The organism is Pseudomonas sp. SDI (genome assembly GCF_003105155.1).
Lineage (GTDB): Bacteria > Pseudomonadota > Gammaproteobacteria > Pseudomonadales > Pseudomonadaceae > Aquipseudomonas.
On record NZ_QETK01000027.1, the window covers coordinates 17,568 to 30,495 of the forward strand.

Sequence of the window (12,928 nt, forward strand, 5' to 3'; positions counted from 1 at the left end):
GTCAGGCCGGCCAGATAGAAGTCAGGCGCGCCAACGCCAACGGGCCAGGGCCTTGATGACTTTCATCCAGAGTTTGCCGGTTGCCACCACGATGGAATCTCGATGAGGGGGGGAATTAACGTCCGCCAACGTTAGCTCACTGGCTGCCTCTAAGCAACCAGGCAGCAACGCGCGCAGATCGTCGATCACCAGCGCCGGGGATTCCTCGCTGATCGGCCGGCCATGGTTATAGCCGTAGCTCAGTGCCACGCACTGGACCCCGGCCGCCTTGGCCGCCAGCACGTCGCTGCGCGAGTCGCCAACGAACAGCGCCTGCGCGGCCGGCACGTTGGCCATCTGCATGACGAACAGCAGCGCCGCCGGGTCGGGTTTTTTCTGCGGCAGGGTATCGCCACCGATGATCCAGCGGAAATAGCGGCCGATCTTCATCTGATCGAGCAATGGCGCGACGAAGCGTTCCGGCTTGTTGGTGATCAGGGCCATCTCGATGCCCTGCTTGTGCAGCCACTTGAGGGTGTCGCGCACACCGGGGTAGACCACCGTCAGCTCATGGCCATCGGCATAGGCCTGCATGAAAATTTCCAGGCCGCGCTCGGCCTCGTCGTCATCCACCGCGCAGTGGTCGAGCTGACCGGCCAGGGCCCGGCGCACCAGCACCGGGGCGCCGTTGCCGACCCACTCGCGGACAGCTTGCAGGCCGACCGCAGGTCGACCCATTTCGAGCAGCATTTTATCCACGGCCGCAGCCAGGTCGGGGACGGAGTCGATCAGGGTGCCATCCAGATCGAACATCACCAGCCTCGGCAGGGTGCCGGGGAACAGCTGCTCGAAGCCACTCATGGGCGGGCCAGGGCCAGTTCGGCGCGCATCTTGGCGATCACTTCCTGATAGTCAGGGGTGTTGAAGATCGCCGAGCCGGCAACGAAGGTATCGGCGCCAGCCGCGGCGATTTCGCGGATGTTGTTGACGTTCACGCCGCCGTCGATTTCCAGGCGGATGTCACGCCCGCTGGCGTCGATCAGCGCACGCGCTTCACGCAGCTTGTCGAGGGTGCCGGGGATGAACTTCTGCCCGCCAAAGCCTGGGTTGACGCTCATCAGCAGGATCATGTCGACCTTGTCCATCACGTATTTCAGGGTGTCCAGCGGGGTGGCCGGGTTGAACACCAGGCCGGCCTTGCAGCCGCCGTCGCGAATCAGTTGCAGCGAGCGGTCGATGTGCAGGGTGGCTTCCGGGTGGAAGGTGATGTAGCTGGCACCAGCGTCGATGAAGTCGCCGATGATCCGGTCGACCGGGCTGACCATCAGGTGCACGTCGATTGGCGCCGTCACACCGTACTTGCGCAGGGCGGTGCAGACCATCGGGCCGATGGTGAGGTTGGGGACGTAGTGGTTGTCCATCACGTCGAAGTGGACAATGTCGGCACCGGCGGCCAGGACATTGTCGACTTCCTCGCCCAGGCGAGCGAAATCGGCAGACAGAATGGAGGGGGCAATAGCGTAGGGCTGCATGGCGCACCTGTAGGCAGAATCACAGTGGCGCGCATTGTACCTCAGGCTGCCGGTCTGGGGCTGACCGGTATCAATGGCTGCGACGGCAAACCGCAGGGGCCGGTTCCCACAGGGTTGGCAGCACAGCTGCTCCTGTGGGAGCCGGCCTTGCCGGCGCTGAGGCCCTTAAGCCGGCTGCTGAGTGCGCAACTTCTCGCTACGCCCGCGCAGCCATTCCAGGGTCAGCAGCAGGATCACCGAGAAAGCAATCAGCAAGGTAGCTGCCGCCGCAATCGTCGGGCTCAGGTTCTCGCGGATACCGCTGAACATCTGCCGCGGCAGGGTCGCCTGCTCCGGGCCGGCGAGGAACAGCGTCACCACCACTTCGTCGAACGAGGTGGCAAAGGCAAACAGCGCCCCGGAAATCACCCCCGGCGCGATCAGCGGCAGGGTTACCCGGCGGAACGCCGTCAGCGGCGAGGCACCCAGGCTGGCCGCGGCCCGTACCAGGTTATGGTTGAAGCCCTGCAGGGTCGCCGACACGGTGATGATGACGAACGGCACACCCAGCACCGCATGCACCAGAATCAGCGAGGTGAAGCTGTTACCCATGCCCAGCGGTGCAAAGAACAGGTAACTGGCCACGCCGATGATCACCACCGGCACCACCATCGGCGAAATCACCAGGGCCATTACCAGCGATTTGCCCGGGAAGTCGCCACGGGTCAGGCCGATCGAGGCCAGGGTACCGAAGACCATCGCCAGCGCGGTTGCCGCCGGGGCGACGATGATGCTGTTCTTCAGTGCCCGCATCCACTCCGCCGAGGCAAAGAAGTCGTGGTACCACTGCAGCGAGAAGCCCTGCAGCGGGTACACCAGGAAACTGCCGCTGTTGAACGACAGCGGGATGATCACCAGCACCGGCAGTACCAGAAACAGCAGGATCAAGCCGCAGAGGATGCGCAGGGTGTAGAACCATACCCGCTCGACGGGCGACATGTAGGGGCTCAGCATGAATACGCTCCTCAGCTCAGACGCAGGCGGCTGGCGCCGACCAGCCAGCTATAGATCAGGTACAGCACCACAGTCGCCAGCAGCAACAACCCGCCCAGCGCAGTGGCCATGCCCCAGTTGATGCTGGTGTTGGTGTAGAAGGCGACGAAGTAGCTGACCATCTGGTCGTTCGGGCTGCCAAGCAGCGCCGGGGTGATGTAGTAGCCGATAGCCAGGATGAACACCAGCAGGCAACCCGCACCGACGCCGGCATAGGTCTGCGGGAAGTACACTCGCCAGAAACTGGTGAACGGATGGCAACCCAGCGAGATTGCCGCGCGCATGTAGGTGGGCGAGATGCCCTTCATCACGCTGTAGATCGGCAGGATCATGAACGGCAGCAGGATGTGCACCATCGAGATGTAGACCCCGGTGCGGTTGAACACCAGCTCCAGCGGTTTGTCGATGATGCCCAGCGCCATCAACGCACTGTTGATCAACCCGCCCGATTGCAGCAAGACGATCCACGCCGCCACCCGCACCAGGATCGAGGTCCAGAACGGCAGCAACACCAGAATCATCAGCAGGTTGCTCTGCCGGGTCGGCAGGTTGGCCAGCAGGTACGCCAGCGGATAGGCCAGCAGCAGGCAGATGGCGGTAATCACCACGCCCATCCACAGGGTGCGGGCAAAGATGTCCAGGTAGATTGCCTGGTCGGGGGTGGCGCGGGCCAGTTCGCCGAGGTCGTCGATACGGTGATCGAGCGCGGCCAGCAGGTAGAACGGCGTAACGCTGCTGGTGTTGCGGCGGATCGCCTGCCAGTAGGCCGGGTCGCCCCAACGCTCGTCGAGTTCCTGCAGCGCTTCCTTATAAGAGGCCGGTTCGCTCTTGAACGGCAGCGCCCGGGCGGTCTTCGCCAGCAGGCTGCGGTAGCCGGCCAGTTCCATGTTCAGGCGCTTGGACAGATCGCCCAGGGTCTGATTCTTGCGCGATTCGGCGAGGTCGTCGCTCAGCGCCTTGTACACCGGTTCGCCCGGCAGCCCCTTGCCATCCCACTCGGTCACGGCGACCACGGTGCGCGGCATGCCGTTGACCACTTCAGGGTTGCCGACGCTCTTGAACAACAGCGCGGCAATCGGCACGAGGAACACCAGCAGGAGGAACAGCGCCAGCGGCGCGATCAACGCCTGCGCCTTCCAGCGGTTGACCCGCTCGGCGCGCGCCAGGCGCTGCTTGAGATTTGGACCGGCGCCTTCGTTCAGGGGCACTGCGATGGCCATAGCGAACTCCGAAAATCTTGGAAACAGGGAGCGTCAGCAGGACGCTGACGCCCCATCAGGCACGGCTTACTTGGCCGCCCAGGCGTTGAAGCGTTGCTCCAGCTGCTCGCTGTTGTCGGCCCAGAAGGCCACGTCGATCTGCACCTGGTTGGCAATGTTTTCCGGGGTGGTCGGCATGTCCTTCTTGATCTCGTCGGAGAGCAGCGCGACCGCCTTCGCGTTGGCCGGGCCATAGGCAATGTTTTCCGAGTAGATCTTCTGCTGCTCAGGCTTGACCGAGTAGGCGATGAATTTCTTCGCTTCCTCGGCATGCTTCGCGCCCTTTGGAATGGCCCAGGCGTCGAAGTCGTAGATGCCGCCGTTCCACACCACTTTCAGGTTGCTTTCTTTCTGCACGGCAGCGATCCGGCCGTTGTAGGCCGAGCTCATCACCACGTCACCCGAGGCCAGGTATTGCGGTGGCTGAGCGCCGGCTTCCCACCACTGGATGCTTGGCTTGAGTTCGTCGAGTTTCTTGAAGGCACGGTCCTGGCCTTCCTTGGTGCCGAGCACCTTGTAGACGTCCTTCGGCGCAACGCCGTCGGCCATCAGGGCGAATTCCAGGGTGTACTTGGCACCCTTGCGCAGGCCACGCTTGCCCGGGAATTTCTGGGTGTCCCAGAAATCGGCCCAGCTGGTCGGTGCCGATTTCAGCTTGTCGGCGTTGTAGGCCATGACCGTCGACCAGACGAAGAAGCCAACGCCGCAGGGCTGGATGGCACCCGGCACATAATCGGCCGCGTCACCGAACAGCGCCGGGTCGAGCTCTTCGAACATGCCTTCGTCGCAACCGCGGGCCAGCTCTGGCGATTCGACTTCGACCAGGTTCCACGACACGCTCTTGGTGTCGACCATGGCTTTGACCTTGGCCATCTCGCCGTTGTACTCACCGGCGACGATCTTGCCGCTGCCTGCCTTTTCCCACGGCTCGTAGAACGCCTTGACCTGCGCCGCCTTGTTCGCGCCGCCGAAGGAAATCACAGTCAGGTCGGCAGCCATGGCCTGGGAGGCCGCGAACAGGCCGAGGGTCAGGGCGGTCAACTTCAAGTGTTTGAGCATTATTATTCTCTCCACAGTGCAGGGTTGGTGAAGCAAACCTCAATGGGCTTCCAGGATCGGATCGAGCGCACGTCCATGCTCGACCGCCCAGCCCAGCGGTACCACATCGCCCACGGCCAGCGCCGGGTCGAGTTCGGCAATCGGCTGCTTCACGAAGAAATCGGCCTTGCCGCAAACTTCCAGGCGGACCCGCACGTGGTCGCCCAGGTAAATGAATTCGGCCACCCGGCCGGAGAAGCGGTTCGCGCAGTGTTCGCTGTGACCGTTCAGACGGACCCGCTCCGGGCGAATCGACAGGGTCACCGGCTCACCAGGCTGGCCGACGTTCACCGCCAGTGCCTCGACCTTCTCGCCGCGCGCCAGCAACACCTGGCAGCGGTCGCCGTCCTGGCTGAGCAGGCGGCCGTTGATGCGATTGTTCTCGCCAATGAAGTTGGCGACGAAGGTGTTGCTCGGCGCTTCGTAGAGGGTGCGCGGGTCGGCGATTTGCTGGATCTCGCCCTGGTGGAACACCGCGACGCGGTCGGACATGGTCAGCGCTTCGCCCTGGTCGTGGGTCACGTAGACCACGGTCACGCCCAGGCGCTGGTGAATGTGCTTGATCTCCATCTGCATGTGCTCGCGCAACTGCTTGTCGAGCGCACCGAGCGGTTCGTCCATCAGCACCAGTTGCGGTTCGAACACCAGCGCCCGGGCCAGGGCCACCCGCTGTTGCTGACCACCGGAGAGCTGACCGGGGTAGCGCTGGGCGAAGCTATCGAGCTGGACCATGTTCAGCACGCGCTTGACCCGCTCGCTGATGTCGGTCTTGCTCAGGTTGCGCACACTGAGGGGGAAGGCCAGGTTCTCGGCCACGGTCATGTGCGGGAACAGTGCGTAGTTCTGGAACACCATGCCGATGTCGCGCTTGTGCGGCGGCACGTTGTTGATCGAACGGCCGGCCAGCTGGATCTCGCCGGCGGTCGGCGTTTCGAAGCCGGCGAGCATCATCAGGCTGGTGGTTTTGCCGGAGCCCGAAGGACCGAGCAAGGTGAGGAATTCGCCTTTGCGAATATCCAGGTTGAGGTCTTTGACGATCAGCGATTCGCCGTCGTAGCTCTTCTGCACACCGCGGAAGCTGACCAGCACTTCGCCGGTTGCAGCGCTCGAATTCACCTCACTCATACCCGTACCTTTTTGTTGGATGACTGCTGTGTTTCAAGCCTAGTGAAGGCGCGCAGCCAAGCAAATCGGGGGTGCTGAGAGATTGATATCAGCCGGGTGGAACGTTGGGGGTAGGGATTGCCCTACACGGATGGCGCGAATAGATATGTATGAGATGGGCCGGCCTTATCGCGGGACGAGCCCGCCCCCACTGGGAAAGGCAGCACCGGGCTGTTGTGGGAGCGGGCTCGTCCCGCGATGAGGTCTCTACCGATGTCGCGGGGAGAACACTCAGAGCAACTTGTGCTCCATCGCATACTTCACCAGCTCGGCCAACGAATTCACGTTGAGCTTCTGCATCAGCCGCGCCTTGTGCGTGCTGATGGTCTTGTTGCTCAGGGCCAACTGCTGGGCGATGTCGTTGACGTTGGCACCCTGGGCCAGACGCTCGAACACCGAGAACTCGCGCTCCGACAACAACGAATGCAGCGGTCGTGAATCGGTCAGGCCCACCTCGAAGACCATCCGGTCGGCCAGGTCCGGATCGATGTAGCGCCCGCCTCCGGCCACCCGACGAATCGCCGTGAGCAACAGCGCCGGGTCGCTGTCCTTGGTCGCGTAGCCGGCCGCCCCGACCTTCAGCGCCCGCGCCGCCATCTGCGCCTCGTCGTGCATCGACAGCACCAGGATCGCCGGCGGCGCACTCAACGCGCGAATCCGCGGGATCGCCTCCAGGCCGCTCACCCCCGGCATGGAGATATCCAGCAACACCACTTCGCATTCGGTGTGCCGCAACGCATCGAGCAACTGCTCGCCATTGCCGGCCTCACCCACCACCTGCATGTCCTTGGCCAGGCCGATCAACTGCTTGATGCCCTCGCGGACAATCGTGTGGTCTTCGGCCACCAGTACTCGTATCACGGTTCAGCTCCTGTTTCGGTCCAGAGGAATACGCACACTCAGGCTGGTGCCCTCGCCCGGCTCGCTGTCCAGGCCCATGCTGCCACCCAGCATCAGCACCCGTTCACGCATGCCGACCAGGCCGAACGACGTCGGCCGGCTGTCATCGGTAATAAAGCCTACGCCATCATCGCTCACCGTCAGGCAGAGCATCTCATCCTCCAAGCTCAGGCTGATCTGCACCGTATGAGCCTGGGCGTGACGCATCACATTGGTCAGCGCCTCCTGCAGGATGCGGAACAGGCTGGTAGCCTTGGCGTCGCTCAGCGGCGGTAGGTTGTCTGGCACCTCCACCAGGCACGGGATCTGCGTGCGGGCCTCGAACCGGCGGGCCTGCCATTCGATAGCCGAGGCGATGCCGGCATCGAGAATCGGCGGGCGCAGCGCGGTGGCCACGTCGCGTACCAGTTGGAACAGCTGGGCGATCAGACGCTTCATGCTGCCCAGGCGTTCGTTCAGGCCAGGGTCGAGCTCGGCATAGGCCAGCTCGCACATCGAGGTTTCCAGCTTGAGCACGGTGAGCATCTGCCCCAGCTCGTCGTGCACCTCGCGGGCGATGCGGGCTTTTTCTTCCTCGCGGACGCTCTCCAGGTGTGCCGACAGCTCGCGCAGTTGCTCCTGGGAACGGGCCAGTTCCAGTTCGGCGCGCTTGCTCTGGCTGATGTCCCAGACAATCCCGTCCCAGACCACCCGACCATCGCCGAGCACCCGCGTACTGGCCTTGATGTCGGCCCAGCGCTGCTCGCCCTGGCGGGTGAGAATGCGCCCCTGCCACGACCAGTCGCTGTCGGTCTCCAGCGCGCGGTCCTGAACCTGGTGGTAGTCGGCACGGTCTTGCTCATGCACCAGGCTACGCAGGCCAACGTCCGGGTGCTGCAGCTCGGCCGGCGAATAGCCGACCAACGCCTCGCTGCCCTCACTGATATAGGGAAATTCGAGCTCGCCCACTGCCGGGTCGCGCTCCAGGCGGAATACCAGCCCCGGCACGTTGCCGGCAATGCCCTTGAGGCGTGCCTCGCTTTCGCGCAAGGCAGCCAGGGCGCGGCGGCGCTCGGTAATGTCGGTGAGGAACACCACCAGGTACTCGGCATCGCGAAAGCGCAGGAAACTCAGCGAGACGTCCACCGGCATCAGACTGCCGTCGGCGCGCAGGCACTCGGTTTCGATATGCTGGGCCACCTCGTTGCTGGCCCGGGCGCGTTTCCACAGGTCGAGCCAGCGGTCCATGTGCAGGTTCGGTTCGAAGTCGATCAACGGACGGTCGATCAGCGCCCCCGCCGGATAACCAAGCATGCTTTCGGCGGCGCGATTGGCGTAGCGCACATGGCTGTCCCAGTGCACCCAGAGGATACCCACGGTGCTCTGGTCGATGGAAAACTGGCTCAGGCGCAAGGCTTCCTCGCGCACCTGACGCTGGACAATGGTTTCGCGGGCAGCCAGCAGGTTGTGCTCCAACTGATGCTGCTGGCGACGCTGCCAGATCACGATCGCCATGCTGCTGAACAATAAGGCTGCCAGCAGCAGGGCCAGGTTCTGCCAGAAACCGGGCGACTCGCTCAGCCGCGGGTACTTGGGTTGCAGCCAGCGGCTGTGCAGCTGTTCCAGGTCCTTGGCGGGAATCGCCTGCAGGCCACGCTCGATAATCTCGGCCAACTGCGGCCAGTCGCGCCGCGAGCCGACCCGCAACAGCTGCGGCAGGCCGATGTCGCCGACCACTACCAACTCGCTGAATTCGTTCTCGCGGGACAAGCGGCTCAGTTGCGCCTCGTCCACCACGGCGTAACGCGCCTGCTCGCTGAGCAGCAACTGCAAGGCCTGGCGCTCGCCCGGCACGCCTTGCAGGTTGAGGTTGGAATAGGTCGCGCGCAGGTAGTCGGCGACCACACTGGGCATGCGCACGGCGACCCGGTCGAGGCTGCCGAGCTTTTCCAGGTCCACCGCCACCGCGCCACTGCGTGGCCCGACGATCAATTGCGGCACGCGCATGTACGGGTCGCTGAACAACCACAGGCGCAAGCCCGCCGGGGTCTGGGTCAGGCCCGGCGCCAGGTCGATCTCGCCGCGTGTCAACGCCCGTTCCAGCGCCGCCTGGTCGTTGAAGTTGCGCCAGGTCAGGTCCAGCCCGAGCTGGCGTGCCAGCCAGTTCATCAGCTCGACGTTGACCCCGGACAACTGTTGCAGGCGCCGGTCGAACTGGGCAAACGGCGCCTGCAACACCAGCCCCACCCGCAGGCTGCGGTGCTGTTCGAGCCATTCTTGCTGCTCGGGCTCCAGGCGCGCTGCCGGGGCCGATACCACAGGGGCAGCCTGCGCCATCAAGGACAGGCACAAACCGCCGATAACCAACAGACCGCGCAAACGCTTCATCTAGAATCTCGTCAATCAACGGACGGCCGCAGAGCGTGGCTGTCGCGGACAAATACCATTAGGCTGCCGGTATCTCTCTGGCCTGGATCGATCAATGCTCGCACTTTATCGCACGACGCTGCCGGCGTTATGCCTGTCCTTGTTAATCCCTTGTACCGCACAAGCACTGGCCAGCGAAACGCCAGCAGCTCCCAGCGATGCCGCAGCCGCCGCGCCAGTTCAGCGCCAAGCCCTCGCCGAGCGCAGCCTGGAGGACGCCCAGGCGCTGGAACGCCAGGTGCCCAAGGAGGAACAGCAAACCCTGCAAGCCGGCAGCGACAGCTTCCTCGCCCTGTGGAAACCGGCCAATACGCCGCGCCCGGAAGGCGCACTGGTGATCGTCCCGGGTGCCGGTGAAAGCGCCGACTGGCCCAAGGGCGTCGGCCCGCTGCGGCGCAAGTTTCCCGATGCACAATGGTCGACCCTGAGCCTGAGCCTGCCCGACCTGCTGGCCGACGCCCCGCTGGCACGCGCCGAGACCCCGGCGCCGGCCCCGGCCAAACCACCGGCCGAAGACGGCAAGGCGGCCCCGGCCAAGGACACCCCAGCCGACGCCAACGCCAATATTGCTCAAGCTACCGCTGCGGAAACCGAAAGCACCGACAGCGCCGAGGCGGCGCCCGCCCCCGGCGCCGACGACAAGGCCGACGCCGAACGCATCTTCGCCCGCATCGAGGCCGGCATTGCCTACGCCCAGCAGCAGAATGCGCGCAGCATCGTCCTGCTCGGCCATGGCAGTGGCGCCTACTGGGCGGCACGTTTCCTCAGCGAGCGGCAGCCGCCGAACGTGCAGAAGCTGGTGATGGTCTCGGCGCAGACCCCGGCAAACGTCGAGCACAGCCTGGAGAGCCTGACCCCGACGCTCAAACTGCCTACCGGTGACTTCTTCTATACCTCGCTGCCACAGGTTCGCCGCGCTGCCGAGGCGCGCCTGAAGGCGAGCAAACGCCTGAAGGACAGCAACTACCGTCAGGTAGCGCTCAACGCCCTGCCCAACCAGAGCGCCGAACAAGAACAGTTGTTCCGGCGCATCCGCGGCTGGTTGAGCCCCGCACAGGCCGACTGATCAGAAGCCGCGGCGCTGGCGCACGATCGAGTAGGCCTGGTGCAGTTCGCGGGTTCGCTCGGTCGCTTCGCGCACCTGGACCGGGCTCGCGCCGCTGCCGACCAGCTTGTCCGGGTGGTGGCGGCTGAGTAGCCGGCGATAGGCCTGCTTGATCTGGGCCGGCTCGGTGTCTACCGCCACGCCGAGCAGACGCAAAGCATCCGGGTAGCCGGTGGCGGCGTTGCCCAGCGCCGGCTGGTACGGTTCGTAGTCGCTGGCCAGGGCCTGCACCTTGGCGCTGCTCCAGCCCAGTTGCTTACCCCACCGCAACAACAGCTCGCGCTCCTGACGGCCAGCCCGGCCATCGGCCCAGACCATTCGCCAGCAAGCACGCAACATGCCTTCGGCAGCGTGCGGTTGCTGCTTGAGCCGCCGCAGGTGCCCATCCAGCCGTTCACGCCCGCCCTTGCCACGGTTGAACGCGCTGATCGCCCGGCGTCGGGCCGGCTCGCTCAGTTCCAGCCGCTGCATCTCGATCCGCGCCTGTTGAATATGCCCCTCGGCCACCCGCCCATCGCTTTTGGCCAGGCGCCCGAGCAGAACGAACAGTACCTCGTCGTCGCGCAAAGCCGGCTTGCCGCCCAGACGCTCGCGCAACTGCGCCCAGCTGTGCAGTTGCAACCGGCGATCCATCGCCTGACCGAGCAACGCCCCGAGCAAGGCGCCCGGAATACTGGCGATGGCGAAACCCGCACCCGCACCGATCACTGTGCTTGGCCACAACATGTCAGCGGCGCCCAGCGAGCAATTGCTCGACTTCGCCCAGTCGCTCCAGCGTGCCAACATCGACCCAGTGCCCGGCAAAGTGCTCACCGCTCACCGCGTTACGGCTCATGGCCTCACGCAATAATGGCGCAAGCTTGAATGCCCCCGCCTGGCAACCAGCAAACAGCTTGGGATCGAGCACGGCAATGCCGCTATAGGTCAGGGTGTCGGTCGCACCGGCGCCATCGGCAACGCGCTCGCCCGCCAGACGGAAGTCGCCCGCGCCATGGTGACCGGGGTTGTTCACCAGCACCAGGTGAGCCAGGCCGTTGAGCGGCGAACGCAGGCGAGCAAAGTCGAAGTCGGTCCAGATGTCGCCGTTGACCAGCAGGAACGGCTGATCGCCCAGCAGTGGCAGCGCCTTGAAGATACCGCCACCGGTTTCCAGCGGCTCGCCTTCCGCCGAATAGCGGATGCGCAGACCCAGTTGCGCGCCATCGCCCAGGTAGTCCTCGATCTGCTGACCAAGCCAGGCATGGTTGATCACCACCTCAGTGAAGCCGGCCTGAGCCAGCGCACGCAGGTGGTACTCGATCAGCGGCACACCGGCGACCGGCACCAGCGGTTTGGGCGTGGTCAGGGTCAACGGGCGCATCCGCTCGCCCTTGCCGGCAGCGAGGATCATGGCCTTCATGGACGCGCCCCGGCACTGGCCTGGAGGCTTTCGATCAACTCATCGAGTTCGGCCAGCTCGGGACGTCGGGCAATCACTTCATCTATATAGGCAAAGAAGCGTGGCACATCGCTCAGGTAGCGCGGCTTGCCGTCGCGGTGGCAGATGCGCGCGAAGATCCCGATGACCTTGAGGTGACGCTGCACGCCCATCAGGTCGCTGGCACGATGGAACTCGGCAAAATCGGCCTGGACCGGCACGCCCTTTTCCTTGGCTTTCAGCCAGTAGTCCTTGAGCCAGCCCTCGACCCGCGCGCGTGGCCAGCTGAGGAAAGCGTCCTTGAACAGACAGGTGATGTCGTAGCTGACCGGGCCGTAGACCGCGTCCTGGAAATCCAGCACGCCAGGGTTGGGCACGCTTTGCATCAGGTTGCGCGGCATGTAGTCGCGGTGTACCAGCACCTTGGGCTGGGCCAGGGCACTCTCAATCAGCAGCGCGCTGATCCGCTGCCAGGCTGCCAGTTGCGCATCGGTGAACCCCAGGCCCAGCTCGCGCCCCACGTACCACTCGGGGAACAACTCGAGTTCGCGACGCAGCAAGGCGACATCGTAGCTGGGCAGCGGCGCGCTCATCGGCAACTGCTGGAATGCCAGCAACGCGTCGATGGCGTCGGCAAACAGCGCGTCGGCGTTATCGGCGTCGATCACATCGAGGTAGGTCTGATGGCCCAGATCGCTCAGCAGCAGGAAGCCACGCTCCAGGTCCTGGCCATGAATCACCGGCACATTCACCCCCGCCGTGGCGAGCAAACGGTCGATTTCCACGAATGGGTGGCAGTTTTCCTGCGGTGGCGGCGCATCCATGACGATAAAACGGCGGCCTTCGCCCTCCCAGCGGAAGTAGCGGCGGAAGCTCGCATCGCTGCTGGCGGCGGTCAGCGTACCCGCTGGAACCGCGCCCCAGCCCTGCGTGTGGAAAAGTTTTGCCAGTTGCTCGTCGAGCCAGACAGTCAGGTGTTGCAGGCGTACATCGTGATCGGGCATTACAAGGGTCTCCGACGGCCCTAGCCGTCAAG

Annotated in this window: 12 protein-coding genes; 1 reads left to right on the forward strand and 11 read right to left on the reverse strand. The window is 64.6% G+C overall.

Annotated features, from left to right (window positions below):
• Positions 1-21 precede the first annotated feature (21 nt).
• The 8 genes from DCO48_RS17575 to DCO48_RS17610 all read right to left on the reverse strand — a co-directional run bounded on the left by DCO48_RS17575 (position 22) and on the right by DCO48_RS17610 (position 9,331).
• On the reverse strand, positions 22-840 hold the full coding sequence (locus tag DCO48_RS17575; RefSeq protein ID WP_116551881.1) for a phosphoglycolate phosphatase: 819 nt from the start codon (positions 838-840) through the stop codon (positions 22-24).
• Positions 837-1,511: a ribulose-phosphate 3-epimerase gene (gene rpe, locus DCO48_RS17580; protein ID WP_116551882.1), complete on the reverse strand. Its 675-nt coding sequence runs from the start codon at positions 1,509-1,511 to the stop codon at positions 837-839. The genes DCO48_RS17575 and rpe overlap by 4 nt, the downstream gene beginning before the upstream one ends.
• 165 nt (positions 1,512-1,676) lie before the next feature.
• Entirely contained in the window at positions 1,677-2,504 is an 828-nt protein-coding gene (locus DCO48_RS17585; protein WP_116551883.1) for an ABC transporter permease, read from the reverse strand.
• An 11-nt stretch (positions 2,505-2,515) separates the two neighbouring features.
• On the reverse strand, positions 2,516-3,763 hold the full coding sequence (locus DCO48_RS17590; protein WP_116551884.1) for an ABC transporter permease: 1,248 nt from the start codon (positions 3,761-3,763) through the stop codon (positions 2,516-2,518).
• A gap of 66 nt (positions 3,764-3,829) precedes the next feature.
• The gene (locus DCO48_RS17595; RefSeq protein ID WP_116551885.1) at positions 3,830-4,861 is read right to left on the reverse strand and encodes an ABC transporter substrate-binding protein; all 1,032 of its coding nucleotides are present in this window, start codon (positions 4,859-4,861) and stop codon (positions 3,830-3,832) included.
• Positions 4,862-4,900: 39 nt separating this feature from the next.
• Positions 4,901-6,025: an ABC transporter ATP-binding protein gene (locus DCO48_RS17600; RefSeq protein ID WP_116551886.1), complete on the reverse strand. Its 1,125-nt coding sequence runs from the start codon at positions 6,023-6,025 to the stop codon at positions 4,901-4,903.
• A 270-nt stretch (positions 6,026-6,295) separates the two neighbouring features.
• A complete protein-coding gene (locus DCO48_RS17605; RefSeq protein ID WP_116551887.1) occupies positions 6,296-6,925 on the reverse strand; it encodes a response regulator transcription factor in 630 nt (209 codons plus the stop codon).
• A gap of 3 nt (positions 6,926-6,928) precedes the next feature.
• Positions 6,929-9,331 carry a PAS domain S-box protein gene (locus DCO48_RS17610; protein ID WP_116551888.1) on the reverse strand — a complete coding sequence of 801 codons (2,403 nt, stop codon included), beginning with the start codon at positions 9,329-9,331 and terminating at the stop codon, positions 6,929-6,931.
• Positions 9,332-9,425: 94 nt separating this feature from the next.
• On the opposite strand from DCO48_RS17610, the gene DCO48_RS17615 reads away from it, so the two are divergent.
• On the forward strand, positions 9,426-10,436 hold the full coding sequence (locus DCO48_RS17615) for an alpha/beta hydrolase family protein (RefSeq protein ID WP_116551889.1): 1,011 nt from the start codon (positions 9,426-9,428) through the stop codon (positions 10,434-10,436).
• Here DCO48_RS17615 and DCO48_RS17620 read toward each other — a convergent pair whose 3' ends face one another.
• Genes DCO48_RS17620 through DCO48_RS17630 form a run of 3 tightly spaced genes read right to left on the reverse strand, consistent with a single transcriptional unit; the run spans position 10,437 to position 12,896 of the window.
• The gene (locus DCO48_RS17620) at positions 10,437-11,201 is read right to left on the reverse strand and encodes a TerB family tellurite resistance protein (RefSeq protein ID WP_116551890.1); all 765 of its coding nucleotides are present in this window, start codon (positions 11,199-11,201) and stop codon (positions 10,437-10,439) included. It lies immediately after the preceding gene.
• Position 11,202: 1 nt separating this feature from the next.
• Positions 11,203-11,874 carry an N-acetylmuramate alpha-1-phosphate uridylyltransferase MurU gene (gene murU, locus DCO48_RS17625; protein ID WP_116551891.1) on the reverse strand — a complete coding sequence of 224 codons (672 nt, stop codon included), beginning with the start codon at positions 11,872-11,874 and terminating at the stop codon, positions 11,203-11,205.
• Positions 11,871-12,896, reverse strand: a complete 1,026-nt coding sequence (locus tag DCO48_RS17630; RefSeq protein ID WP_116551892.1) for an aminoglycoside phosphotransferase family protein — start codon at positions 12,894-12,896, stop codon at positions 11,871-11,873. Before DCO48_RS17630 ends, murU begins: the two co-directional genes overlap by 4 nt.
• Between the last annotated feature and the right edge of the window lie 32 nt (positions 12,897-12,928).

What these genes read in the sequence shown, in the direction of transcription:
- DCO48_RS17595 (WP_116551885.1), bottom strand. Translation starts at nt 4,861, where the DNA reads ATGCTCAAACACTTGAAGTTGACCGCCCTGACCCTCGGCCTGTTCGCG.
- DCO48_RS17590 (WP_116551884.1), bottom strand. Translation starts at nt 3,763, where the DNA reads ATGGCCATCGCAGTGCCCCTGAACGAAGGCGCCGGTCCAAATCTCAAG.
- DCO48_RS17610 (WP_116551888.1), bottom strand. Translation starts at nt 9,331, where the DNA reads ATGAAGCGTTTGCGCGGTCTGTTGGTTATCGGCGGTTTGTGCCTGTCC.
- DCO48_RS17620 (WP_116551890.1), bottom strand. Translation starts at nt 11,201, where the DNA reads ATGTTGTGGCCAAGCACAGTGATCGGTGCGGGTGCGGGTTTCGCCATC.
- DCO48_RS17615 (WP_116551889.1), top strand. Translation starts at nt 9,426, where the DNA reads ATGCTCGCACTTTATCGCACGACGCTGCCGGCGTTATGCCTGTCCTTG.
- DCO48_RS17575 (WP_116551881.1), bottom strand. Translation starts at nt 840, where the DNA reads ATGAGTGGCTTCGAGCAGCTGTTCCCCGGCACCCTGCCGAGGCTGGTG.
- DCO48_RS17600 (WP_116551886.1), bottom strand. Translation starts at nt 6,025, where the DNA reads ATGAGTGAGGTGAATTCGAGCGCTGCAACCGGCGAAGTGCTGGTCAGC.
- rpe (WP_116551882.1), bottom strand. Translation starts at nt 1,511, where the DNA reads ATGCAGCCCTACGCTATTGCCCCCTCCATTCTGTCTGCCGATTTCGCT.
- DCO48_RS17630 (WP_116551892.1), bottom strand. Translation starts at nt 12,896, where the DNA reads ATGCCCGATCACGATGTACGCCTGCAACACCTGACTGTCTGGCTCGAC.
- murU (WP_116551891.1), bottom strand. Translation starts at nt 11,874, where the DNA reads ATGAAGGCCATGATCCTCGCTGCCGGCAAGGGCGAGCGGATGCGCCCG.
- DCO48_RS17585 (WP_116551883.1), bottom strand. Translation starts at nt 2,504, where the DNA reads ATGCTGAGCCCCTACATGTCGCCCGTCGAGCGGGTATGGTTCTACACC.